Source organism: Helicobacter brantae (assembly GCF_003364205.1).
Taxonomy (GTDB): domain Bacteria; phylum Campylobacterota; class Campylobacteria; order Campylobacterales; family Helicobacteraceae; genus Helicobacter_G; species Helicobacter_G brantae.
Map to the genome: position 1 here is coordinate 80441 of NZ_NXLV01000003.1, position 24631 is coordinate 105071.

Sequence of the window (24631 nt, forward strand, 5' to 3'; positions counted from 1 at the left end):
CTCCATTGCAAAAAGTTTGAAAACATCTCGTATTTGGCGTTAAAATTTCACAAAAACTTTTAAGGAGGGATTGTGAAGAGATTGCTAGATTGCTTTGATTATATTAAGCGTTATCAGGTTGATATTTTAGAATCTTTACACATCTTTCTTGAGTTTGCTCTGCTCAAAAAACATAATCTTCATAAATCCCTGCTTCTAAAAGCTTTGAGGAGAAAAAAGATTTATCAAGATTGCGTTGAGGTAATGCAAAAATATATCCCCTATTTTATCCCTCCAAACCCTAATCTCAATCTTACCAAAATCCTTAAAAGCCTTGATGAGAGTGAGCTAGATTCTCAAAGTCTAAGTGCCTTTTTTGATGTGATTACCCAAAAAAAGACACAAAACAAGCTCTATTTTTATGCAATGCCAAGTGAGGTGCAAACCCTTATCCTCTCTTTGCTCTCACTCCAAAGGGGGGAGAGCTTGTATCATCCCTGCTATGGGATTGGAAGCTTGTTTTTGCAAGTAGGGGAAGGTGTGGAGGTATATGGAGAGGAGTTAGATGAGCGATTTAGCGTGATTGCAAAGCTAGTATGTGAGCTTTGTGGGAAGAGTGGAGAGAATCTGCTTTCAAATGATATTTTAAAGCAATCAAGCTTTAAGAGTGCAAAGGGTTTTGTCAAGTTTGATGTAATGATTTGTAATCCCCCCTTGCATTCACATATGGGAACTCACTATATCAAAGAAGATGAACGCTTTGGAGGTATGCTATCCAAAAGCTATCCTGAGCTAGTTTTCCTCTCTCACGCCTTAGTGCATTTTGGGGGGAGGGGAGCGTTTTTGCTAAGAAGTCAAATCTTTAAAAACTCCACTTTAGAAAACAAGCTCAAAAGCTCACTAGAGGGGAGGATAGAGTGTATTATCGAGCTACCCAAAAATCTTTTTCCTTTTCAAAATTATGATTTTTGTCTTGTGCTTTTAAGAGAGGGGGCAAAAGAGATTTTATATATCAATGCAAGTGAGTTTTTTATCAAAGAAGGGCGATACAATCGCTTAAGCAAAATTGCTCAAATCCTCTCACTCTATGAGAGCAGAACTTCAAGTGCTTATAGCAAAGTGGTAGGGGGGATTGAAGAGATTTTTGGATATGAGAGAGGAGAGAGGGATTCTAAGAGATTGGGTGAAGTGGTGGAGCTAGTGAGGGGGCAGAGGGTGTATGGAAGCAACAAAGATGAGGAGATTGAGTATTTTGAGGTGGGGGTGAGTGATTTTGCACCTTTGGGATTCACTCATCATTTTAGCAATCTAAGAAAACAAGGCAATAGAGAAAAAATCCAAAAATACACCCTCAAGCCCTATGATATTCTCATCGCTCTAAGGGGAAATTCTCCCAAAATTGCCCTGCTTCCCCACTCTCTTCCCCTGCCTTGTATCGCAAATGTAGGGGTTTTGGTGCTGAGGGCAAAGAGTGAGGAAGTGGCAAAGGGATTGTATGGATATTTATTTTCTAGTGAGGGGGAGAGGGCATTGCAGGGGGTGTGTGATGGAATCCTTGATATTACCAAACTTACTCAAATGCCCTTGCCCAAAGATTTAAGCACCTACTCTCATCTTGAAGAGATTAATCTTTTGGCTCTTAAGCTTGAGAGGGTAATGGAGGAGATTTCAGTGCTGAAGGAGAGGAAGTGCAAGTGTTAAAAAGTGGGATAGTCAATGTCAAATCTTCAAATGGAGTAAAAGTCATTGAGCCTTGCAATCTTTATGGTTGTGAATTGTGTGAAGATGTGTTTGTAGGACCATTTGTGGAGATTCAAAGCGATGTGAGGATAGGGGCAAGGAGTAGGATTCAAAGTCATAGTTTTATCTGCTCTTTGGTAGAAATCGGAGAGGATTGCTTTATTGGACACGGAGTAATGTTTATCAATGATCTTTTTTCTGAAGGACACCCCTCAAAGAGTTCAAGTCAGTGGAAAAGCACAAAAATAGGAAATAATGTCAGCATTGGTTCAAATGCGACGATATTGCCTGTGAATATTTGTGATGGGGTTGTGATAGGGGCAGGGAGTGTGGTAAGTAAAGACATTGTAGAGCGTGGGGTGTATGTGGGCAATCCTGCAAAGAAAATTAGAGATTTATAGGAGAGAGTAAGTGAGAGTTGCGATTATTGGATATGGATATTGGGGGATAAATATTGCTAGGACGATTGAGAAGCTCAAAGAGAAGGGAGTGGGGTTTGAGATAGAGACAATCTTTGATATGGATAGCTCAAGGGTAAGGGAAGCTCAAAAGCTTTATAGCTTTACCCCATATGAGAGTTTTGAAGCGATTTTGAGGAGTGATAAGATAGAAGCTCTTTTTGTCATCACGCCCCCTCACACACACTACTCTATCGCCAAAGAGGGGATTAAAGCTAGAAAACATATCTTTGTAGAAAAACCTTTGACAACCAATGTCAGAGAGGCGTGTGAGCTCTATGATTTGGCAGAGAGAAATGGTGTGATTTTGCATTGCGATCATGTGTTTTTGCACTCTCCTGCTGTCAAATATCTCAAAGAAAATATCCATACTTTTGGGGATATTGTCTATATCAATTCAAGGCGTATCAATCTTGGATTGTTTCAAAGCAGTGTTGATGTGATATGGGATTTGGCAATTCATGATTTGAGTATCATTGATGCACTCATCAAGCTTGAGATTAAAAAAGTCAGCACTTTTAAGCGAAAATATCAAAGCTACCCCAATGACGCACTAGCCAATATCAATATCGAGCTAAAAAGTGGGGTAATTATCACGATTAATGTCTCTTGGCTAAGTCCTGTAAAAGTCAGAGAGATGATTATCGGAGGGACACAAAAAAGTGCAGTCTATGATGATACCAAGAGAGAAAAAATCAAGATTTATGACTCAGGAGTGGTTATCAAAGATGAGCTAGACAAAAATAGCCTTTATGCCAAAATGGTGGAATACAAGCTTGGAGAGGAATATATCCCAGAGCTTCCAAACTATCTCTCACTTGATAAATCCATTGAGTGCTTCTATGAGTGTATTTTGCAAAAGACTCAAGAGGATAGAGAGCATACTTTGAGGGTGATTGAGGCGTTGGAGGTGATTACAAAAATCTAATCCCTCCTAAAACCTTAAAAAATATATTTGTAGCTAAGCAATCCTTGAATTCTATTGTAGTAGAAATCATATCCTATATCAATATTTCTTCCTCCTTCTGCATACCCAAATCGAGTGCTAATCAAGGTTAGATTGAAGGGGATTTGGGCTATCACCTCAAAACGATGGTGTTTGTTGAAAAGTGTTGAAAACCCCAGTCTGAGCAAAAGTGAATTAAGATAGGTTTTGTTTGTGATAGCCAAATCTTTATCAAGTATAGGGGGCATAGCCTTGAAACCAAGCTTGATTTCTCTGCTTGGCATCAGAGAACTAAAGTCATATCCCAATCCACCAATGAAACCCACTTGTATTTTTTCCTCACTCACTAGGTTGGTAATCGTATCAAAGATAGAACCTGCTGAGAGAATCTGCATAGAGATTTTTCCCAGTTCATTGTGTTTTCCTTGTGTGTAGCCATATCCTCCATAAATCCCCCAACGGATTCCAAATCGCTGTGTTTCACCAAAGAAATGCTCTGTTCCTAAAATGAGATTTGCTACACCACCATTTTCTACAATACTCTCTTTCCAATCTTTGCCTACAACAACATTTCCTTTTGTTGTGTATTCAAAAATAGATTCGCTCCTCATATATCCACCCTCAATTCCCATATAAAATCTTCCCAAAGTGTACTTGAACAAAGAAAAAAGCCAATTGCTATGAGCTTTTTGATATTTCTTGCATTTGTTTTCATTTAGATTCCTTACAAATGATTTAAATACAAAACAAATAATGGTTTGTATCAACTTCTATAAAGGATGACAAAAACTTCAAGAAAGTGCATAAGAATTTAGAAAGGTTAAATCAAAATAGAATAGATAATGATAAAAAGTAGCAAATAATAATAACTAAGAAATGTAGTGTTACAAAAATGCACAATTTTACACCCCCTTTAATTCCTAGAATACATATTTATAGCCAAGTAGCACTTGAATGTATTTGTATTTAAAAGTGTATTTTCTATCATCTTTTGCACCATTCCATTGTTGTCCCTCCATTATAAAGTGTTGAGAGTGCTTCTCAAGATAGATGGGGATTTTTGTCAAAAACTCAACTCTGTGATGATTGTAAACTAAAGCACTAGCCCCTATTCGGATTGAGAGGTTGTTGATATGAGTTTTATTGCTTACAAGCATATCTTCTTTGGGTAGGGTGCTTGCTGCTCTCTCTCCGATAGAGATTTCTTTGTTGGGTTTAAGGAGGGTAAAATCATATTCTGCTCCCACAAATAACCCCACTGTGAGTTTTTCTGTAACATAAAAATTGAAAATAGAGTCAAAATTTACCCCAAGACTTAGAGTGCTAAGGGTGATATCTCCCCATTGGGAATCTTTGCTTTGAGTAAGTCCATAACCTCCCAATACTCCCCACCTAATCCCATAATAGTTTTTCCAAAAGAAATGTTCTGTCCCCAAAATAAGACTGGTTACTACCCCATTGCCTACAAGCTCTTTATCCCAGTTTTCTTCTCTACCTGTGGTTGTGTTCCCACTATTATCCTCATAAATATAAGTAGAGTAATCTCTCATATATCCACCCTCAACCCCTATGTAAAATCTCCCCCAAACCAAATTCACAAAAGATAAGAAAACAAAAAAGATGATAGTTGGGAATGTGTTTTGATACTTCATATCCTTCTCCTTTTACTTTTTGGAGCAAGGATATAAAGAAAGTACTAATAAAAAGTAATAAAAATATTATCTTTTATATTTTGTCTTTAGAATACATATTTATAAGCAAGTAATCCTTGCACATATTCGTATTTGAACTCATATTTGCTTGGAGCAATTTTCTTGTCGTGATCTTGGACATATACAGGCACTTTAGCAAGAAGCTCAAGTCTGTGGTGGTTGCCAAAGAGTGTGCTAAGTCCTACACGTAAGGCAAGGTTATTGCTTTGAGTTTTGTTGTTTACGCCAAAAGGTGCTTCTTTGCTAGGTTTTTGTATGATATAGTCATACTCCACACCCATAAACATACCTGTCATAAAGTCTTCTTTGGCATAGAAGTTGAAAAACATATCAAAGTTTGCTCCAGCCCAAAAAGTTGTCAGTTTGCTCTCTCCAAACTCACTATCTTTGCTTTGACTTGCTCCATATCCTCCAAAGATTCCCCATCTCACTCCATAGTAATTTCTCCCAAAGAAATGCTCTGTCCCTAAGGTGATATTTCCTACTAGCCCATTACCTAAGACTTTTTTCTCCCATTCTGTTTTGCTTACCCCTTTTTCCTCATACTCATACACTGAGCGATCTCTCATATATCCACCCTCAACCCCTATATAAAATCTTCCCCATAGCAAACTTGATGAAGTCAAAAACGCCAAAAGTGCAACTTTTACATATCGTGTCATCTTTTCTCCTTAACTCAAAAATTAGGGAGGAGATTATAGAGGAAAAAATGCCACTTTAAGCTAGAAAATACACCAAGACAAAAATCATCACCAAATCTAGGGCTTGATAGCCAAACTCCACAGCAATGGCTTTGGGACTTCTTTTGGCAAAATAGAGGTTTTGGATATGCACACTTGCAATCAAAAAGATAAAAATCCCACCCAAGAGAGTGTATTGAAAGAGATTGCTAGAGAGTTTGAGGGCGAAACTTGCACTTAGCACTTTTAAAAGACTTACAGAGAGATTGATTGCAAACACTCCTAGAAATAGAGCAAGTTTGCTAGTATTGGGGTTTTGCTGATGATTTACCCCCTCACACCAAATCTTCCCAAAGAGTTTGGGAGAAAACCATAATCCCCCAAGAAAAAAGGACAATAAAGTAAGCAAAATAATCATTGAACTTCCTTGTGATTGGAAAATAAAGGCGGGATTATAGCACTCCTAGATAACGCTCTAATATGATAAGAGCTGAGAGGCTATCTAGCTCTCCATTTTTGATTTTTTCACTCCTTTCTTTTTTGCCTAGAGTTTTCAATCTCTCCATTGCCTCAACTGAGCTATATCCCTCATCAATATAGATAACTTCCCCTCCAAAATCTAGCAAGGAGATAAAATGTCTAATGCGTCGCTCCATTTCGTGAATCTCCTCTTCTCTCTGACTTTTGGGGAGTCCGATAATGAGCTTGGTGATTTGTCTTTCTTTTAAGAGGGTGCTAAGCTCTAGTGAGGCTTGAGTGCGATTTTTTCTGAGGATTGGAGGGAGGGGGAGGGCGATTCCTTGTGTGTAGATTGCAACTCCAATGCGTTTAAGCCCAATATCGCAAGAGAGAAGATTAGCAGACATAAATTCGTCCATTTTCAATCTTAATTTTCCCCTCTACCTCGTATTCATAGAGTTTATCTCCAAACTTTTGATAAGCCACTTCAAAGCCCACAGGATTGTAACAAAAGCTCAAAATCTCATCATCTTGAGGACAAAACAATGTCCCAAAATGCTCTTTTATCCATTCTTGAAGATTATAAATGGCTTGAGCTTTTTTGTCTTGAAGCAAAGAGTTTGTCCCCTCACTCTCTCCAAGACGATGAGGCAAGACATAGATAGGCTTATTGAGAGAGAGGGCGATTTTGGCACTCTCCATTGAGCCACTTCCCAGATCAGCTTGAGGAATGATGACAATATCGCTCAATGCAATCACTAAGCGATTTCTCTCTAAGAAGTGATAAGGCTTTGGAGAGGGGTTGTTTTCATATTCACTCAAAGCTAGGGCTTTTTCATAGATTTGTTTGATGATTGAGGCATTGGTTTTGGGGTAGGGAGAATCTAGACTTGAGGGAGAAAACATAATCGTTCTTGGCATTGCACCAAGATGAGCGATGATATCCACTCCCAAAGCTCCACCACTGACAACCACTCCCCCACTTTTGGCAATCAACTCAGAGAGATTGTGGGTGAGGAGTTTGGTATAGGGATTGGGTTTGCGAGTGCCTACGATTGCGATTTTTTTGGGAGCTTGGAGCAAGGAGAGATCTCCTTGAGCAAAGAGAGTTTTTGGAGGGCTTTTGAGAGAGAGGAGGGGATGTGGGATAGGAATCATTGAAGCTCTATGATTTGCTCTTGGGGAGTGGTGGGAATATCTTGAAGTTTGAGCTTTGGCATTTGCACCTCTTCTTCCACTGCTTCTTGTGTGCTTTGCTTCTCTTGAAGTGGAACTTCTTCTTGAATGCGTTCAATCTTTGGCGAACCACACCCCACAAAAAACAACAATGCTAAAAATGATAATCTTAGTGTGTAACCCATGGCATTAATCCTCTCATTTTCTTTCCAACCTCTTCTATTTGGGATTTTTGAAGTATTTTACGCTCTCTTCTTAGCTTGGGGAAGTGAGTGTCCCTCTCTTTGAGAAAACTCTTTGCAAATTCTCCACTTTGGATTTTTCTTAGAATCTCCCTCATCGCCTCTTTACTCTCTGCTGTAATGATTTGCTTCCCTGCCATAATATCTCCAAACTCTGCTGTATTTGAGATATGCTCTCTCATTGATTGCAACCCATTAGCATAGATAAGATCAGCGACAAGTTTAACCTCGTGCAAACATTCAAAATAAGCAATCTCTTCAGGATATCCTGCCTCTACCAAAGTCTCAAATCCTGCACGAATAAGAGCGTCCAATCCTCCACAAATCACGCTTTGCTCTGAAAACAAATCGCACTCACACTCATCTTTGAAACTGCTCTCAAAAATCGCACTTCTTCCACTCCCCAACCCACACGCATATTCCAATGCGATATTTTTCGCCTCTCCTGAATGGTTTTGCTCCACTCCTATAAGGCTCACAATCCCTCTTCCTGCCACATATTCATCTCTTACAGCCTTTCCTGCACCTTTAGGTGCGACCATAATCACATCGACAAATGGAGGAGGGGTGATTTCTTTGAAATGGATACTAAATCCGTGAGAGAAAAGCAAGACTTGATTTCTTTTGAGATAGGGTGCGACTTCATCAAAGACTTGTTTATGCCATTCATCAGGAAGCAAGAAGGCAATCACATCACACTCTTGTGCCACTTCTTGCAAAGTGCAAACTTCAAATCCTAGCTCTTGGGCTAGGGGGATTGATTTTGAGACACTTTTGAGGGCGATTTTTACTTTCAATCCGCTATCTCTGAGGTTGAGAGCTTGTGCTTTGCCTTGAGCTCCAAAACCGATAATCCCTATGGTTTTATCTTTGAGCAAAGAGGTGGTTAAATCTTTTTGTGTATAGATTGTAAGCGACATAGCAAACTCCGAGTTTTTTGGGGTGGATTATAACTCAAAGTGTATAATTTTGAAAAATTTTGGGGCTAAGAGTATGGAAATAAGAGAATTTTTGGAGCGTTTGTGTAGTGGGATTAAAGAGATTCCCAAAAAGCACCACGCACTTTTTTATGCATTGCAAAAACTTGATGTGATTGTCAAAAAGACTAAAACTTTTCAGCTCAAAGAGGGGTATGCCATAGGAAGTCTTGATGTGGTAAGAGAGGATTTGGTGTTTCTCAAAAGCTTTTCCCCCACTCACCAAAAAGACTTTAAGCTAGTGAGAGTGCATAGAGGGCTAGTGAGTGGGGATATTGTGCTAGTTAAAACAATATCCAAAAGCACAAAAGCTAGATTAGTTAGTTTGCTTTATACTCCAAGTGTGCATACTTTGGTGTATTTGGAAAAAGTCAAAGGAAAAATCTGTGCCTTAGAGCTTAAAAGCACCCAAGATAAGCCCCTCACTATCTCTCTAAAAGCAAGACAAAAGGCTCTGGGCTCTCTCCCTCCTCACGCAGTTTTGAGGGTAGATGTGAGAAATGGAGAGATTTTGGAAGTTTTGGGTGTGCTAGAAGATGAGAGAATTGATGAAAAAATTGTCTTGCAAAGCTATGGGCGGGAAGAGGGATTTTCTCCTGAGAGTTTGCAACTAGCCCAAAGCTTTGGAGATGAGGTGTATCCCTCACTTTATCCTCAACGCAAAAACTTGCTCTCTCTCCCCTTTTGCACCATAGATCCAAGTGATGCCAAAGATCACGATGATGCGATTTATTTTGATTGTGAGAATTTGAAGCTTTATGTGGGGATTGCTGATGTGGGTGAGTATGTCAGTAAAGATAGCCCACTAGACAAAGAGGCAAAGATGAGGGGATTTAGCGTATATTTCCCCCACAAAAGTATCCCTATGCTTCCTAGAGCTTTGAGTGAAAATATCTGCTCTTTGAATGAAAAAGAAGTGCGTTTAGCCCTTGTGTGGGAGATAGCTCTGAGTGAGAGTGGAGAGGTGAGGGGGAGTAAAGTCTATGAAGCACTCATTCAAAATCATTGCAATCTCTCCTATGAAGAAGTTGATGAGCTTTTGAATGGAAAAAGGACAGAGAAGATTCCAAAAAATATACAAGAGAGTATTTTGGGATTCTATCCTCTAGCTAAGAAGATAAAAAAGCAACGCCTCAAAAAAGGACATACATTTTTTGGCGATGAGGTTAGGCTAAGATTAGATGAGAATCAAAGCTTAGAGAGTGTGAGGGTAAGCAGTGAGGGGGAGAGTCATTGCATCGTGGAGGAAGCAATGCTACTAGCCAATATAGAGAGTGCTAAGATTTTGCAAGGCTTAGAGGTGGAGGGGATTTACAGAATTCACGAAGAGATGAAAGAAGATAAACTTTTTGAGCTTTTATCTCATCTAAGAGGACTAGGATTTGAGGGTAAAGAGAGGGAGGTGCATACGCTCATTTGTCATATCCAAGAGTGGAGCAAAAAGGCAGGGATAGAAAAAGAGGTGGATAAGATGATTATCAAAGCCCAAAATCAAGCAATGTATTCAAGTGAGAATATAGGGCATTTTGGTTTGGGATTTGAAGTCTATACGCATTTTACCTCTCCGATTCGGCGGTATTCGGATTTGTGTGTGCATCGTTTGATTAAAGACACTTTGGTGGGTGGAAAGCGACTAAAGTATTTGAGTGAGGAGTATCCAAGCCTTGCAAAAAGCCTAAGTGAGAGTGAAAAAATTGCTTCCAAAATGGAAATGGATTACAAAGATAGGAAATTTGCTCACTGGGCAGATAGGCACAGGGGAGAGGAGATAGAGGCGATTGTGATTGATGAGCAATACCCCTTCTTGCTCCAAGCCCAAGAGAAAATCATAGGTGCAAGAATGGTTTGTCAAGATAAAATACACGCTGAGAAATTTGAGAGATTGAGAGTAAAAATCCTCTCAAGCAATCTTGCAAATGCAAGAATTTATGTGGAAGTGGTGGATTAAAATGTATAAAAAAGACTTAGATTTATATTTGCAAAAAAGCACCCCTCAAGCAAGTTTGCTCTATGGGGAGGAGAATTTTTGGATAGGGTATTACTCCAAGCTGATTGCCCAAAGAATCACCACACCTGAAAATATAATGACATTTTATTATGGCGACTATAATTACTCTCAAGTTTTTGATTTGCTCAATCAATCCTCTCTTTTTGGGGACAGCACGCTTGTAGTTTTAAAAATAGACAAAAAAATTTCCAAAAAAGAGCTAGGCAATTTTTTGGAAGCGATGAAAAAAAACCCCAACAACTCTTTGATTATCGAATTTTATAAAAGCGATTCAAAAAGTGTGGGAGAGTATGGGAGAGATTTCAAAGAAATGGCAGGGGCATTCAAAGGAGAGGGGGTGGTGGAAGTAAGGTTTTTTGAGCTTAAGGCAATGGAGGCTCAAACTTTCTTGGTGCAAAGAGCCAAAGAGCTAGGAATCAATATCCACCCAAGAAACCTCTCACGCCTTCTTGAGATGCAAAATTGGGATCTCTCTATCGCCCTCAAAGAGCTAGAGAAATTCACACTTTACTCCAAAGAGATAGAAGAAGATGACATTCTTAGGCTGTGTTCGGATTTGGGGAGCTTTGAGGTGGAGGACTTAATCCAAGCGTTGCTAAGGAGAAAAGATGTGATGAAAATCTATGCACGACTTGAGGAGGAGGGGGTAGATGATATGAGCCTTGTGAGTGCAATTAGCTCACATTTCTATAAGCTCTTTTTGATTTTCTCCTATATGAGGGCGTATGGTAAAGTCGAGATTAAAGAGGCTTTGGGATATGTTTTGCCCAATCATATTGCTGATTCTTTGACGCAAGAAGCCCTAGCAGTGAGAGAAGATCAATATAGAAAAATCTTTGAGGTTTGTTTGCGATGGCGACAAACTATTATGAGTGGAAAAGCAAAAATTCTCAATCCTTTGATAGCTTTGGGAGAATTTCAAGAAATTTTACGATAGAATCAAAAGCTTTTTATTCACTAAAAAGACCTTGCTTGACTTTGACAAAAAGTTGGGCGGAAACCATAAGGAGTTTTTATGAAACATTACGAAACGATGTTTATCATCAAGCCTACTCTTGTAGAAGATGAGATTAAATCAAAAATCGAATTCTACAAAGAAGCAATCATCAAGAATGGCGGTGAGATTGAAACTTGCCTAGATATGGGTATGCGACATCTTGCTTATGAAATCAAGAAAAACAAAAGAGGGTATTACTTTGTAATCTACTTCAAAGCTGAGCCTTCTTTGATTTTGGAGCTTGAGCGACTTTACCGAATCAACGAAGATATTTTGAGATTTATCGTTGTGAAGTATGAGAGCAAAAAAGAGCAAAAAGCGTGGGAGATTTTGGTAGATAAAGCTAAAAATCCACAAAAGTATGTCAAAAAACCTGCAAAGAAAGAGGAAGCTCCTAAGGCAGTAAAAGCTGAAGAGAGTGTAGAGGAAAGCACAGAAGCTTAAGGTTGGAATATGTATAATAAAGTGATCTTAGTAGGAAACCTAACCCGAGATGTAGAGTTGCGTTATATGCCAAGTGGGAGTGCTGTTGCTACAATGGGAATGGCGACTAATCGTCGTTACCGAAAGCAAGATGGCTCACAAGGTGATGATACTTGCTTTATTGATGTGAAACTTTTTGGACGCACTGCTGAAGTAGCCAATCAGTATTTACGCAAAGGAAGCAAGGTTCTCATCGAGGGGAAGCTTACCTATGAGACTTGGAGCGATCAAAGTGGTGTGAAGCGAAGCAAACATACTGTGACTGCTGAGAGTATGCAAATGCTTGATACGCGTCAAGAAGTTGGAGGTTATGAAGCTCCTATGGGTGAGCCTTATCAAGCTCCTCAAAGCTATGCTTCTCAATCTCAATACACACCACAGCAATCCTATCAAGCCCCTCAGCAAAACACTTATGCTGAGAATCACTATCAGCAAAATATTCCTGAAATCAATATTGATGATGAAGATATACCATTCTAGGAGAAGTTAAAATGGAAAAGAAAAAATATTCAAAAAGATATTGCCGATACACAGAGGCAAAAATCGACTTTATCGACTACAAAGATGTAGAGATGTTGAAGCACTCTCTCTCTGAGCGATACAAAATTATGCCAAGACGCCTTACAGGAAATACAAAAAAATGGCAAGAGAGAGTTGAGAAGGCAATCAAAAGAGCTAGACATATGGCTTTGATTCCTTATATCATCGATCGCAAAAGAGTTGTAGAGCACCCATTCAAGCTCTCTTAATCCCCTCTCCCCCTTTGTGGGAGGTGAAATGAATCCCCTAGTCAGCGTAATTATCCCTATCTATAATGTTGCCCCCTATCTCAGAGAATGTCTTGATAGTGTCCTATCTCAAACTTATTCAAATCTGCAAATTATTTTAGTCAATGACGGAAGTAGCGATGAGAGTGAGAGCATTGCCAAAGAGTGTTTGAGAGATAATCGAGTAGAGCTAGTGAGTGTGCTTAATGGAGGATTGAGCTATGCTAGGAATATTGGCTTAGATAGAGCTAGAGGAGAGTATATCTATTTTATAGATAGTGATGATTATATTGATTTGGGTTATATTGAAGAGCTAGTGAGTGTGGCTAGGGAGTTTGGAGTGGAGTTTGTGTGTAATGACAATATTGCTCCTTTTGGATTGGGGGAAGTCAAAGAGAGACCAAAATCTTCTCCACAACTCTTAATCCCTGATTCTCAAAACATTGCCTTGGGTGGAGCGGTGTGGAGGTGTCTATTTGCAAAATCCTTGCTAGAGCGAAGTGGGGTGAGGTTTTTGGAGAGGAAGATTTATGAAGATGAGGGGTTTTTGTATATGATTCTTCCCTTTCTCTCAAGCTTTGCACGTTTTAGCGGATTGCCTTATTTCTATCGCCAAAGAGAAAATAGCATAATGAGTAATCATAAAAAGTTTAGAAGCTATGATTTGCTTGATGTGTTTGAAGCCATTTATCGCTTCTATCAAGAGAGAGGATTTATCCAAAAGTTTAAACCCCCATATTATTTCCTCTACTCTTGCTCTATTGGATATGAGAATGAGAGAGAGTATTTAGCAAGAGCCAAAAAACTTGCAAAATCCTTGCATATCCCCCCCCCCCATAAGGGAAAGATAATTTATGCTTTTTTATATTTGCCTCCTAGAGAGTTTGTCGTTTTTTTGAAGTTTTATAATAGAATCTCTTCAAAAGCTATTAGAGTGAGGAGTTTTCTTGCAAGAAAGATTAAGTTTTGGAAGTGATTTTGGAGAGATTATCTATACCCTCTATCATCCTAAGAACCCCAATGGGGCTATCGTGCAAATTGCTCATGGAATGATTGAGGAGAGAAGCAAATACGAAGAGTTGGCACTAGCTTTGAGTGAGTGTGGCTATGTGGTGGCGATAAATGATCATCGCGGACATGGAGAGAGTGTGGGGGGAGTGAGTGGGGAGTATGAAGTGGCGTGGGGAGAAATGGGAGAGAGGGGCTTTGAGAGGGCAGTGGAAGATATGTACTCACTCACAAAGATTTTGAAAAATCGCTTTAGCGGGTATGCTTTCTTTTTGTTAGGGCATTCTATGGGAAGTTTGCTCTCAAGAGTGTATCTGCAAAGATATGAGAGTGAGTTAAATGGACTAATTCTTATGGGGACTCCCTCACCCAATCCTCTAGCAGGGTTTGGAGTGGTGTTGTGTGAGATATTTAATAAGCTAGGATTTAATGCCATAGGTTTGAAAGTGATGAATCTGCTCACACTTGTGGGGTTTAACAAAAAGTTTAGAAAAGAAAATCCAAGCAATCCTCCCTATGCGTGGCTAACGCGTGAGCTAGAGAGTGTTAGAGTGTATAAAGAGAGAGGAGATTATCAATTCTCTTTTACTCTCAATTCTTTCAAAGGGCTTTTTGGGGGAGTAAAGCAAGTCTTTTCTCCCTATCCTAATGTGAAAAATACAGCTTTGCCTATAATGTTTATGAGTGGAGATGATGATCCTTGTGGAGAATTTGGGGCTGGAGCATATAAGGCTTACAAACACCTCACCTCTCAAGGGTATAGCAATGTTGAGCTAAGGCTTTATAGTGGAGCAAGACACGAGTTGCTACTAGAGAGCAATAAAGAGAGGGTGATTAGAGAGATTGTGGAGTGGTTTGAAGGAATAGACAGGGAAGAGAAGTGAATCCTCCATTGCTTTCGGTAATCTTGCCTACATACAATCGAGATTATTGTGTTGGGCGAATGATTGATTCAGTTTTGGCACAAAATTTTAAAGATTTTGAGCTAATTATCATTGATGATGGGAGCAGTGATGAAACTCCAAGAGTATTGCAACGCTATGATGATAGGCGTATTGTAGTGCTAACTCAAAGCAATCAGGGAGTTTCAAGTGCAAGGAATTTGGGATTATCTCAAGCAAGGGGAGAATATATTACTTTTGTAGATAGTGATGATTATCTTTTGCAAGGATTCTTTGAGGATATTGCAGGTTGGTTGTCCAAAGAAAAGAGTGATATTTTGGTTTATGAGGGAGAATTTGTTGAGAATTTTACAAAAAAGACTGCCCCAATTTTTTGGGAAAGGAAAGAGTATTGCCCTAAAGAGGCAGTGAAGGGAGGAGAGTTTTTAGAAGAGTTTTGTCTTTATGGGGGTAATTCTTGGGCGTGTGCGAAAGTGTTTAGAAGAGGTTTTTTGCAAAAGTATTCTTTGAGTTTTGATGAGAAAATCTCTTATGGTGAAGATATGCTTTTATTGCTTCAATGCTATGAGTTGGCACAATCAATTAGGGCGATTCAAAAGCATTATTATGTCTGTGATCGAAGAGATGAGGCAAGTCTATCTCAAAAACAAACCCTGCATATCAAAAAGGTTGATGATTTGTTTCAAGCCTACTACCAGCTCAAAAAAAGTACACATCATATTTCTTGTATTGCACTCAATTATATTAAACACTCAAGACAATGGTTAGCTAAACAGCCCCTATCTTATCAAAATAAAATAGATATTTGCTCTCTTCATAGTGATTGGAGAGGAGAGAGGGAGGGGGTAATGGAGGAGATAGAATCTTGGCTTATATCAAAACATAGGTGGGGATTATTAAGAGTGTTTTATATCCTTTTCCCTAAACTTTGTTGGGGGATTGGGGCTTATTATTTTTTGTATCCCAAAACCATTGGTTTGACTAGAAGGATAGCAAAAAAACTCCTCTCTCCTTTTTGGAGTAGAGGGAGTTTGAATAAAAAATAAGCTAAAAAATTTAAAAATAATAAAAACCCATTAAGAGGGTTTGTCTCCTTAGAGCATCATAGGTGCTAGGAGGAATCCTAGTGCCACACTTAGTCCGATAGCTAAAAGCCCTGGGATCATAAAAGAGTGATTGAAAACATATTTTCCAATCTTTGTGCTTCCTGTATCATCCATTTGTACTGCTCCTAGAAGTGTAGGATAAGTAGGCAGGATAAATAACGCACTCACTGCTGCAAATGAAGCCACGACGATATAAGCATTTTCTGTATGTCCGCTACTGATTCCTAGTGCTGCAATTACCGCAGGCATCAAAGCCTTAGAGGTGGCAGCTTGAGAGTAAAGAAGCATTGAGCCAAAGACAAGTCCCACTGCAAGGAGATAGGGATAATCTGTTACGATAGCAGAAGCGTAAGTTTTAATCTCCTCAATATGAGCTTTGACAAATGTATCTCCAAGCCAAGCCACGCCAAGCACACAAATACAAGCTACCATTCCACTTTTAAACACACTGCTTTCAGGGATTTTCTCAGGGGAGACTTTACAAAAGAAGACAATCAAACTTGCCACCACAAGCATAAAGCTCATAATCGCCCCATCTCGTGGCAAAATCACAGGATCAATCAGTCCAATGTTTTTAGAAATTGCACACGCATAACTCACTACACACAACACTCCCAAAGCGAAAAAATATACAGAGCGTTTTGCCTCTTTGCTAATACTTCGCTCACTTTGAGGTTTGGGTTTGGCTACAAGTCCTTGAGCTAGTCGCTCTTGATAAATCTTGTCTTTGCTAAGATCAAGAGAGCTAAAAGTGCTAACGATAAAGGCTGTAAGCATACACGCACTAAAGGTGGTGAGAATCCAAATCCCTAGCAGTGTAAGATAGCTCATTCCAAAAGGCTCTAACACCCCTGTCATATACACAACAGCTGCTGAGATAGGGGAGGCAGTAATAGCAATTTGAGAGGCAACCACTGAGATACTTAGAGGGGCTGAGGGTTTGATATTGGCACTTTTTGCCACATCGACAATCACGGGCATCATTGAAAACGCCGTATGTCCCGTCCCTGCAAAAAGTGTGAGGGCATAGGTGATAATGGGAGCAAGATAGTTGATATATTTTGGATTTTTTCTCAAAATCCTCTCTGCTAAATCTACTAGATACTCCATTCCTCCTGCGACTTGCATTGCTGAAATTGCTGCGATGACTGAAGCGATGATGAGGATAACATCAGTAGGGATAGCTCCCGGTTTTAGCCCTAATCCAAGAGTGAGAATCACCACCCCAATCCCTCCTGCATAGCCAATGCCAATCCCACCCATTCTCACCCCTACAAAAATTGCTCCAAGCAAGACGATAATCTCTAAGGCAAGCATATTTTCTCCTTTGTGTTTTTGTGTTTACTTCCACCCCCCTTTTGTAATCTAGCGTTGCATTTTTTGCTTATCTTCGCTTGTCATATGAGGCTTTAGCATATTCTCAGGCTTAAAGATTTCATCAAGTTGTTCTTGAGTGAGAAGCCCTCTCTCCAAAACAATTTCTCTAACCCCTTTGCCTGTTTTTAGGGCTTCTGTGGCGATAGAAGCTGAATTTTCATATCCGATATAAGGATTGAGTGCTGTAACGATTCCAATAGAGTTGAAAACATAGTTTTTGCATACTTCCTCATTTGCCACAATTCCATCAACACACTTACTTGCTAGGGTTCTCATCGCTTTGCCTAGCATTTCCATTGAGTTAAAGAGTGCATAGGCTAGGACTGGCTCCATAACATTGAGTTGAAGCTGTCCAGCTTCAGCAGCAAATGACACGGTTACATCATTACCAATAACCATAAAGCACACTTGATTGGCAACTTCAGGGATTACAGGATTGACTTTACCGGGCATTATGGTGCTTCCAGGTTGCATTTTTGGCAACACAATCTCTCCAATCCCTGCCCTTGGCCCTGAGCTTAGAAGTCTTAAGTCATTGCATACTTTTGAGAGTTTGACTGCTACACGCTTTAGCACACCACTCACTTGCACATATGCTCCATTATCTTGAGTGGCCTCGATAAGGTTTCCTGCTGTAATAAATGGCTTACCTGTAACTTCTTGAAGTTTTTTCTCCACCACTCTTGCATAATCAGGGTGAGAGTTCATACCTGTTCCAATCGCTGTCCCACCAAGATTCATCTCTCTAATAAGATTTCTAGCCTCTAGCACCCTATCAATATCTTCCCCAATCATAATAGAAAAAGTCTTAAACTCTGCCCCCAAAGTCATAGGCACGGCATCTTGAAGTTGGGTTCTTCCCATTTTGAGAATATCTTTGAACTCTTCAGCCTTTCTATCATAAGAGGCTTGGAGAAATTTCATACTCTCTGCTAAATCTGTCAATCTATCATAGATTGCAATCCTCATTGCTGTGGGATATGCGTCATTTGTGCTTTGGCTTAGATTGACGTGATCGTTGGGGTGGCAATATTTGTATTCACCTTTTTTGTGTCCCATAAGCTCAAGGGCAATGTTTGCGATAACCTCGTTTGCATTCATATTGGTGCTTGTCCCTGCCCCTCCTTGAATCATATCCACCACAAATTGATCATTATACTTTCCACTCATCACCAAATCACACGCTTGGCAAATATAATCCTTAAGCTCATCGCTTAATAGTCCTAGCTCATTGTTTGCCAATGCGGCTGCTTTTTTGACTTGTGCTAATGCCACAATAAAATTAGGGAAATTCTTTAACCTATCGTGAGAAATGTCAAAGTTCTCTAACGCCCTAAAAGTCTGCACTCCATAATATACATCTTCAGCAATCTCAAGATCGCCCAAAAAGTCGTGTTCAATTCTTTTCATTTGTTACTCCTTGTGTTTTTTTGAATTGACATAGTGAGAGTGTAGTGCTTTATGGTTTAGCTTACATTACTTTTTTAGTTTTTAGTTTTGGAGAAAATCAAAAAAATATACCAAATGTTACACATTGGATTCAAAAAGCTACTTCTTTAACTTTTTGAACTATTTTTTAAGGTTTTATATCAAATTCTCAGTTAAAAAATTTTTAAACTACTCTTTAAAGTTGAGTTTGAAGAGTTGTTTATCAAAGACAGCGATATGAAAAGTGGCTTCAAAAATTTTAATATCTAGCAGAGTTCCTCTAACGCTAATTTCAAATTTTTTGGCATTGGACTGCTTAATGGTTGCCAAAAACATCATCTCTTGCTCAAACTCCACAGGGGCTAGAAACTCCACTTCAGCACCGATTGTGATTGCGTGAGGTTGATTGACTAGACACATTGCTGCATAATTCCCTGCATTGAAAATAAAGCCTGAATGAATAAGATTGCTCTCATCACTAATCATTTGCTTGGTTGGGACAAATTTTGTAATCACTTCTTCATAAGTCATTTTGATGATACTTCCACACATTTCAGATTTGAGTGAGGTGCAAGTTTGAAGCTCAATATTGCTTTGTTCAAAATTTTCTTCCATTGCTATTTCCTTTTGAGTTTAAAATATCCACGAATAGGGGCTTGATACCCTTCAATTGTCTTGTTTGGGTCGTTGGGAGAGAGAAAATCCTCTAAACTCATTGATTCAATCCATTGGGTTTTTCTCTGCTCATTGCTTTGAGTTTGCTTACTTTCTAATAGCTCTACACTCTCAAATCCTGCTCTCAAACACCACCCCTCTAGTGCCAAAGGAGAGGGGATAAAATAAGCATTACTCATTTTAGCATAGCTTATTTTTGGACATAGTGCAATCTCCTCATTGCTTTGCAAAATCAAAGTATCCAAAATCACTTCCCCTCCACTTTTGAGCGATTTTGCTAGGGTTTTGAGTGTGGAGATTGGATCGGTGCGATGATATAGCACACCCATACAAAAAATCACATCAAATTTTTGAGGGTAAAACTCCAAATGCTCCACTCCCAGCATTTCATAGAGAATCGGAGTTTGGGCAAAGTGGTTGAGAAAATCAAACTGACATTTAAAAAGAGCGTAAGGATCAAAGCCTATGATACTTTTTGGGGAATGGGAGAGAAATTTAAACATATAATATCCATTATTGCACCCAATATCTGCAATCTCTTTGCCCTCCAAATCAAGATAGGGAGCGATAAGATTGTATTTGATTGAGCTATCCCACTCACTCTCAATCCTAAGACTTCCTATCTCAAATGGTCCTTTCCTCCAAGGCTTAAGTGCCAAAGCACACTCTAAAATCTCCCTCTCTTGCTCCAAATCTATCTCTTCAAACCTTAACCTCACACAATCTTCTAGCTCTAAATGAGCTTTGAGGTTGGGAAGAGCATTGATTTTTTCAATCAGAGGAGCAATATTTTTGGCTTGAAGCCTTTTTCTTGCCTCGCTCCTTGCACTCTCAATCATCAAAAAGCCCTGCACCCTCTTGTGCTTCTGTGAAGTGTTGAGTGATAAAGTCCTCTCCCACTCCCAAAATCATTCCAAAATGATAGTTTTCCTTAAGAGAGCATAGAAGCTCTTCTTCACTCTCATATCCTACGCATTGGGCGATTGAGGAGAAGATTTCTAAAAATTGAGTAGGGACAAATAGCAAAACTTTCGCCCATTTGGCATTGTGGAGGATATAGGCACTATATTTCTTGAAACTCTCCAAATCCCTCTCAGCGATCAATACCCTACCACTTTGTCCAAATCTGCAGAGATTCCCCCTTGCATCGATAAAATGAGGTTTGAAATAAGGAATGCTTTGAAAATGAGCTAAAGTGAGGGCAATCTCTTCGGATTGACAAAGCACAATCACAGAAGCAAGTTGCTCCAAAAATAAGCTAGGGAGTGGGAGGGTGTAGCGTTGAGAATCAAAGTAGATTTTGCTATCAAAGAGAGTGTAAGAGAGGAGTTTGAAGGGTTTGTGCTCTACATAAGAGCCTTGTGTATATTCAAGTGAGATTTCTAAGAGTTGAGGGTTGCAAGTGATGATTTTGCCAATAAGAGGGTTTTGGGTGGCTTCCAAAAGATCAGCATACCCTCCACTCACCAAAGCCACTCTTTCATCTATGATAATCTCTTGTGCGATAGAAAACTCAATATCATCAAAGAAAATTACACCAATTTGCTGTATCAAAAGCCTATGTCTTATAAAGCGAGTCATTGCCTCTTGGAGCAAATCCACCCTAATCCACGCCACTTCATTATCAATCATTGGCATATCCCCATCTTCAAAGACGATTCCATACGCCCCTAGAGCGATTGCTTCTTTGGCACTCTCAGGAGTGGTAGCGATAAATAAACTCCCCCTTTGCACTCTAGCAAGGTTGGCTGTGATATTCTCAAAGCTTGAGAGTGGTGGGTTGTTTAGAAGTGTGCCGTGAATGATTTCTACAATTTCATTGATTCTCAAATCTCTTCCTTAGCCGATTTTACTTCCATTTTTTCGTTTTTCTTGAGGGATAATGAGCTTTAATCCATTCTCATCTTTGACAGAGAGGATCATTCCCTCACTCACTAGCCCCATAAGTTTGGCAGGTTTGAGGTTGGCAACGACACATACTTGTGTGCCGACTAAATCTTGAGGGTTGTAGTATTGAGCGATTCCTGAAATGATTTGTCTAGGTTTTTCTTCTCCCAAATCCACTTGGAAAAGAAGTAATTTCTCACTTCCCTCAACATTTTTGCACTCTAGCACCTCTCCCACTCTCAAATCTGAGAGGAAAAAATCATCGATTTTGATAAGAGGGTTTTTCTCCTCTACTTTTACCTCTGCCTTTTTTTCTTCCACTTTTTCTTCCTTTTCTTTTTTCTCCACTCTTGGGAAAAGAGGGGTGATTTTTGTAATCTCAAAACGCTCTTGATAATGATTTTGGATAATCATCTTCTCAAAACTGCTTGGAGCAATCTCTATTCCTAAACTATCGGCAATTTTTTGAGCTGTTGTTGGCATAATGGGAGCAAAAAGCAGAGTTCCTTTAAAAAGAGCATTGCACAAAAACACCAAAAGTGCTTCAGTTTTCTCACTCTCTCCATTTTTGATAAGACTCCACGGCTCATAGCGTGCAATCATCGTGTTTGAGAGAGAGAAAATCTTCCAAACTTCTTCTAGGTAGCGATGAAATTGTGCATTTTCCACTAATGGCAGGGCTTGAGCGATGAGGTTTTCTAGCTCATTTGCCTCTGTGGGGAAAAACTCTTTGGCTTTGCTAGAGTTTAATGAGAGAGAAAAATACTTCTCACTCATTCCAATCAAGCGATTGAGGAGATTGCCTAAATCATTGCTAAGTTCAGAGTTGATTCTATCAACCAAAGCATTGAGTGAGAAATCCCCATCTTGTCCGAAAGGCACTTCACGCAAGAGAAAAAATCTAAAAATATCATTGCCAAACTCATCGCTCACTTCTTTGGGGTTGATGACATTACCGATACTTTTGCTCATCTTTTGCCCCTCATTGAGCCACCAGCCGTGAGCGTAGATTTTTTGAGGAAGTGGCAATCCCAAAGAGAGCAAGAATGCAGGCCAATAAATAGCGTGGAATCGCAAAATATCTTTTCCTACTAGATGAATGCTTCCTTGCCAAAAAGACATATTCTTCTCATCTCCCCCATATCCCAAAGCACTCACATAGTTTAGCAATGCATCAAGCCATACATAAATGATATGCTTTCTCTCCCCCTCTTTTTGGTTAGGAATCTCAATCCCCCACTCAAATGTCGTGCGAGTGATAGAGAGGTCATTTAGTCCATTTTTGACGAAATTTATCACTTCATTTTGACGATAGCTTGGAAGAATAGGATTGCTCTCATACCACTCTAAAAGCTTGTCTTGGTATTTTGAGAGGGCGAAAAAATAGCTCTCTTCTTTTACTCCACTTGTGCTTTTGCCACAATCAGGGCAAAACTTCCCCTCTTTGAGCTGAGTGGGGGTAAAAAAGCTCTCACAACTCACACAATACTGCCCCTCATACTCTCCTTTGTAGATATCTCCTCTCTCTCGCATTTTCTCAAACGCTAATTGCACGGCTTTGATATGGTAATCATCAGTTGTTCGGATAAAGTGATCGTAGTCTATCCCAAACTCATTCCATAACTCTCTAAACTTCCCACTTACCTCTGTGGCGTATTGCATAGGGGTTTTGCCTCTTGCACTTGCACTCTGCTCAATCTTCTGCCCATGCTCATCTGTGCCTGTGAGGAAAAAGGTTTCATCTCCTCTTAGGGCATAAAAGCGTTTGAGAAAGTCAGCGATAATCGTGGTGTAAGCGTGTCCGATGTGAGGCACATCATTGACATAATAAATCGGAGTGGTGATATAGCGTTTCATCATTGCTTCCTAAAAAATAAGAATTAAATATCAAGCATTATATCCAAACTCCTTAAAGTGGGGAGGGATTTAAAATCCCTCTTTAGAAGAGATAGGAATATCCAAGTGAGAGATAGTCAGAGGATTTGATTTTGATTTTGTAAGCAATCTCATCACCACCTGCAAACGCTCTTAGCATATCTCCCTCAGTAGCTCCACTATAAGCGACTCCAAACTTGCAATTTATCTCAAATTGATGAGAGCCACAGTAGTAGTGAAGTCCAAGTTGAGGGAGAAAGGCGTGAATCATCATATCATCATAAGCATTGCTTGTATTGACTTCAGAAGCAACCTCTCCATAGGAATTGCCCAATATCGCTTCTGTATTTTTGTAGTAGCTAAACCTATATCCAATCCCTGCACTTAAGCCCAGTGTATGCTCCCCACTCTCCAAAAAATCCCATAAGAATTTTATATCTAAGCCCACTTTGATAGGAAGATAAGAGGCCTTGAAGATATAGGAAGCATCTTGTGGGTCTGAGGGGTCTTGTGGGATAAATTTTGCATAGGTTTCTCCACTGATAGGGACTCCTGCTCCGATATAAAGACTTGCACTCATTCCATAGGCTTGTTTTACCCCTAGAGCTTCTTTGTCAAAATAGTATTGATAGCCAAGCTTAATGCCTCCATCAAAAGAGAAGTTATCTGTGCTTATAGAGTGATTGATAAAATCTGTCGCAAGATTGCTTTGCATAATCAAGCTATCATTGCCTAAATTTGCTTCAATCCCTAGCATAAAGCCATTTTTAGATTTGGAATGTTTTTGGGGTGTTGTGGGGGATTCTTGTGAGATTTGTGAGCTTAGTGCCTTACCCCCCCCCCCATAGTGGCTAGAGAATCATCATCTTGTGCGTAAGTATAGGATAGCAACACACTTGCTAAAACTAGGCTAATGCCAAACTTTTTATCCATATTTTACTCCTTGTTAAAAATTTACTTGAATATTTTACATAAAAAATTTGCTGAGTGAGAGATTTTTGAGTGAGAGGGGATTACCCTCTCTTAGACTAGAATCGATAGGAATATCCAAGTGAGAGATAATCAGAAGCCTTGATTTGAGTTTTTACTTTTCCGAAATTATCACCCTCAATTACAATATCATCACTTAGTGTGCTACTTGATGAAGTCATAATTCCTCCAAAGCGATATTTAAGTGAGAATTGATGATTGCCATAATTATAAGCTAGTCCAATCTGTGGAGCGAAAGTGTGAATCATTTGATTGCTTATTTTGGTATTTCCCATATTTGTGTTTAGGTTATCTACCTTATCTTGTGCAATCATCTCTCCGTCTTTTGCGATTAGATAGGTAAAGCGATACATTGCCCCTGCAATCAGTCCTAAAGTATGCTCTCCACTCTCCCAAAAATCCCAAAGAAAATTGACTTCAAAACCTGTTTTTATGGGGGTATATGAAGTATTAAGCTGATAAAAAAGCAAATCGATTGGGTAGTCGTCAAGTCCTATTGCAAATTTCCCATCAGTGGGAATTCCTGCTCCGATATACAAAGAAGTGCCGATTCCAAACTTTTGACTTTCTCCAAAATAATGCTGATAGCCAAATGTAATGCCTCCATCAAAAGCAAAGTTATCCACGCTATAAAAAGTTTCTCTTATAAACAATGCTTTTACAATTGAGTGCTGATTGATTTGCAAACTTCCAAAATTTGCTTCAATCCCTAGCATAAAGCCATTTTTAGATTTGGAATGTATTGGAGGTGTTGTGGGA

27 protein-coding genes are annotated in these 24631 nt (G+C 39.4%); 11 read left to right on the forward strand and 16 right to left on the reverse strand.

The annotated features are described in order from the left end of the window. Positions 1–72: 72 nt before the first annotated feature. From CQA58_RS02650 to CQA58_RS02660, 3 genes are read left to right on the forward strand one after another with little or no spacing between them, the layout of a single operon-like run. On the forward strand, positions 73–1680 hold the full coding sequence (locus CQA58_RS02650) for an N-6 DNA methylase (protein WP_115569173.1): 1608 nt from the start codon (positions 73–75) through the stop codon (positions 1678–1680). Beyond that, on the forward strand, positions 1668–2120 hold the full coding sequence (locus tag CQA58_RS02655; RefSeq protein ID WP_115569174.1) for an acyltransferase: 453 nt from the start codon (positions 1668–1670) through the stop codon (positions 2118–2120). Before CQA58_RS02650 ends, CQA58_RS02655 begins: the two co-directional genes overlap by 13 nt. A gap of 10 nt (positions 2121–2130) precedes the next feature. Further along, the gene (locus CQA58_RS02660; RefSeq protein ID WP_115569175.1) at positions 2131–3105 is read left to right on the forward strand and encodes a Gfo/Idh/MocA family protein; all 975 of its coding nucleotides are present in this window, start codon (positions 2131–2133) and stop codon (positions 3103–3105) included. Positions 3106–3119: 14 nt separating this feature from the next. Here CQA58_RS02660 and CQA58_RS02665 read toward each other — a convergent pair whose 3' ends face one another. The 8 genes from CQA58_RS02665 to ilvC form a co-directional block, all read right to left on the reverse strand. Further along, complete coding sequence (locus CQA58_RS02665) at positions 3120–3734, reverse strand: outer membrane beta-barrel protein (protein ID WP_170126726.1); 615 nt, start codon at positions 3732–3734, stop codon at positions 3120–3122. Positions 3735–4043: 309 nt separating this feature from the next. Then, positions 4044–4775, reverse strand: a complete 732-nt coding sequence (locus CQA58_RS02670; RefSeq protein WP_115569177.1) for an outer membrane beta-barrel protein — start codon at positions 4773–4775, stop codon at positions 4044–4046. A gap of 86 nt (positions 4776–4861) precedes the next feature. Then, positions 4862–5497, reverse strand: coding sequence for an outer membrane beta-barrel protein (locus CQA58_RS02675; protein WP_115569178.1), 636 nt, complete (start codon positions 5495–5497; stop codon positions 4862–4864). A 55-nt stretch (positions 5498–5552) separates the two neighbouring features. After that, complete coding sequence (locus CQA58_RS02680; RefSeq protein ID WP_115569179.1) at positions 5553–5933, reverse strand: DUF1761 domain-containing protein; 381 nt, start codon at positions 5931–5933, stop codon at positions 5553–5555. Between the two features lie 34 nt (positions 5934–5967). Beyond that, entirely contained in the window at positions 5968–6381 is a 414-nt protein-coding gene (gene ruvX / locus CQA58_RS02685; protein WP_115569180.1) for a Holliday junction resolvase RuvX, read from the reverse strand. Next, on the reverse strand, positions 6371–7132 hold the full coding sequence (locus tag CQA58_RS02690; protein WP_115569181.1) for a DNA-processing protein DprA: 762 nt from the start codon (positions 7130–7132) through the stop codon (positions 6371–6373). Before CQA58_RS02690 ends, ruvX begins: the two co-directional genes overlap by 11 nt. Further along, entirely contained in the window at positions 7129–7335 is a 207-nt protein-coding gene (locus CQA58_RS02695) for a hypothetical protein (RefSeq protein ID WP_115569182.1), read from the reverse strand. The genes CQA58_RS02690 and CQA58_RS02695 overlap by 4 nt, the downstream gene beginning before the upstream one ends. Next, positions 7320–8312: a ketol-acid reductoisomerase gene (ilvC, locus tag CQA58_RS02700; protein WP_115569183.1), complete on the reverse strand. Its 993-nt coding sequence runs from the start codon at positions 8310–8312 to the stop codon at positions 7320–7322. Before ilvC ends, CQA58_RS02695 begins: the two co-directional genes overlap by 16 nt. Before the next feature lie 49 nt (positions 8313–8361). On the opposite strand from ilvC, the gene CQA58_RS02705 reads away from it, so the two are divergent. From CQA58_RS02705 to CQA58_RS02740, 8 genes are all read left to right on the forward strand, one after another. Further along, the gene (locus CQA58_RS02705) at positions 8362–10317 is read left to right on the forward strand and encodes an RNB domain-containing ribonuclease (protein WP_115569184.1); all 1956 of its coding nucleotides are present in this window, start codon (positions 8362–8364) and stop codon (positions 10315–10317) included. Continuing rightward, positions 10286–11314 carry a DNA polymerase III subunit delta gene (gene holA, locus CQA58_RS02710; protein WP_115569185.1) on the forward strand — a complete coding sequence of 343 codons (1029 nt, stop codon included), beginning with the start codon at positions 10286–10288 and terminating at the stop codon, positions 11312–11314. The genes CQA58_RS02705 and holA overlap by 32 nt, the downstream gene beginning before the upstream one ends. Positions 11315–11392: 78 nt before the next feature. Next, the gene (gene rpsF, locus CQA58_RS02715) at positions 11393–11818 is read left to right on the forward strand and encodes a 30S ribosomal protein S6 (RefSeq protein WP_115569186.1); all 426 of its coding nucleotides are present in this window, start codon (positions 11393–11395) and stop codon (positions 11816–11818) included. Positions 11819–11827: 9 nt separating this feature from the next. Continuing rightward, the gene (locus CQA58_RS02720; RefSeq protein ID WP_115569187.1) at positions 11828–12337 is read left to right on the forward strand and encodes a single-stranded DNA-binding protein; all 510 of its coding nucleotides are present in this window, start codon (positions 11828–11830) and stop codon (positions 12335–12337) included. Between the two features lie 11 nt (positions 12338–12348). After that, the gene (rpsR, locus tag CQA58_RS02725) at positions 12349–12606 is read left to right on the forward strand and encodes a 30S ribosomal protein S18 (protein WP_104723826.1); all 258 of its coding nucleotides are present in this window, start codon (positions 12349–12351) and stop codon (positions 12604–12606) included. 28 nt (positions 12607–12634) lie between these two features. Beyond that, positions 12635–13600, forward strand: coding sequence for a glycosyltransferase family 2 protein (locus CQA58_RS02730; protein ID WP_115569188.1), 966 nt, complete (start codon positions 12635–12637; stop codon positions 13598–13600). Further along, complete coding sequence (locus CQA58_RS02735; protein ID WP_115569189.1) at positions 13572–14516, forward strand: alpha/beta fold hydrolase; 945 nt, start codon at positions 13572–13574, stop codon at positions 14514–14516. Before CQA58_RS02730 ends, CQA58_RS02735 begins: the two co-directional genes overlap by 29 nt. Then, a complete protein-coding gene (locus CQA58_RS02740; RefSeq protein ID WP_115569190.1) occupies positions 14513–15580 on the forward strand; it encodes a glycosyltransferase family 2 protein in 1068 nt (355 codons plus the stop codon). The genes CQA58_RS02735 and CQA58_RS02740 overlap by 4 nt, the downstream gene beginning before the upstream one ends. A gap of 48 nt (positions 15581–15628) precedes the next feature. Here the strand turns inward: CQA58_RS02740 and CQA58_RS02745 are convergent, their stop codons facing one another. From CQA58_RS02745 to CQA58_RS02780, 8 genes are all read right to left on the reverse strand, one after another. After that, entirely contained in the window at positions 15629–16957 is a 1329-nt protein-coding gene (locus tag CQA58_RS02745) for an anaerobic C4-dicarboxylate transporter (protein ID WP_115569191.1), read from the reverse strand. Positions 16958–17005: 48 nt separating this feature from the next. Then, positions 17006–18427 (reverse strand): aspartate ammonia-lyase, encoded by a 1422-nt coding sequence (gene aspA / locus CQA58_RS02750; protein WP_115569192.1) that lies wholly within the window; start codon positions 18425–18427, stop codon positions 17006–17008. Positions 18428–18634: 207 nt separating this feature from the next. Continuing rightward, positions 18635–19060, reverse strand: coding sequence for a PaaI family thioesterase (locus CQA58_RS02755; RefSeq protein WP_115569193.1), 426 nt, complete (start codon positions 19058–19060; stop codon positions 18635–18637). Between the two features lie 2 nt (positions 19061–19062). Continuing rightward, the gene (gene cmoB, locus CQA58_RS02760) at positions 19063–19959 is read right to left on the reverse strand and encodes a tRNA 5-methoxyuridine(34)/uridine 5-oxyacetic acid(34) synthase CmoB (protein ID WP_342767773.1); all 897 of its coding nucleotides are present in this window, start codon (positions 19957–19959) and stop codon (positions 19063–19065) included. Then, the gene (locus CQA58_RS02765; RefSeq protein ID WP_115569195.1) at positions 19952–20950 is read right to left on the reverse strand and encodes a UDP-N-acetylmuramoyl-tripeptide--D-alanyl-D-alanine ligase; all 999 of its coding nucleotides are present in this window, start codon (positions 20948–20950) and stop codon (positions 19952–19954) included. The genes cmoB and CQA58_RS02765 overlap by 8 nt, the downstream gene beginning before the upstream one ends. A gap of 9 nt (positions 20951–20959) precedes the next feature. Continuing rightward, complete coding sequence (gene metG / locus CQA58_RS02770; protein ID WP_211305702.1) at positions 20960–22867, reverse strand: methionine--tRNA ligase; 1908 nt, start codon at positions 22865–22867, stop codon at positions 20960–20962. Positions 22868–22946: 79 nt separating this feature from the next. Continuing rightward, on the reverse strand, positions 22947–23639 hold the full coding sequence (locus tag CQA58_RS02775; protein ID WP_115569197.1) for an outer membrane beta-barrel protein: 693 nt from the start codon (positions 23637–23639) through the stop codon (positions 22947–22949). A gap of 271 nt (positions 23640–23910) precedes the next feature. After that, positions 23911–24588, reverse strand: coding sequence for a hypothetical protein (locus CQA58_RS02780; protein ID WP_115569198.1), 678 nt, complete (start codon positions 24586–24588; stop codon positions 23911–23913). Positions 24589–24631: the final 43 nt, after the last annotated feature.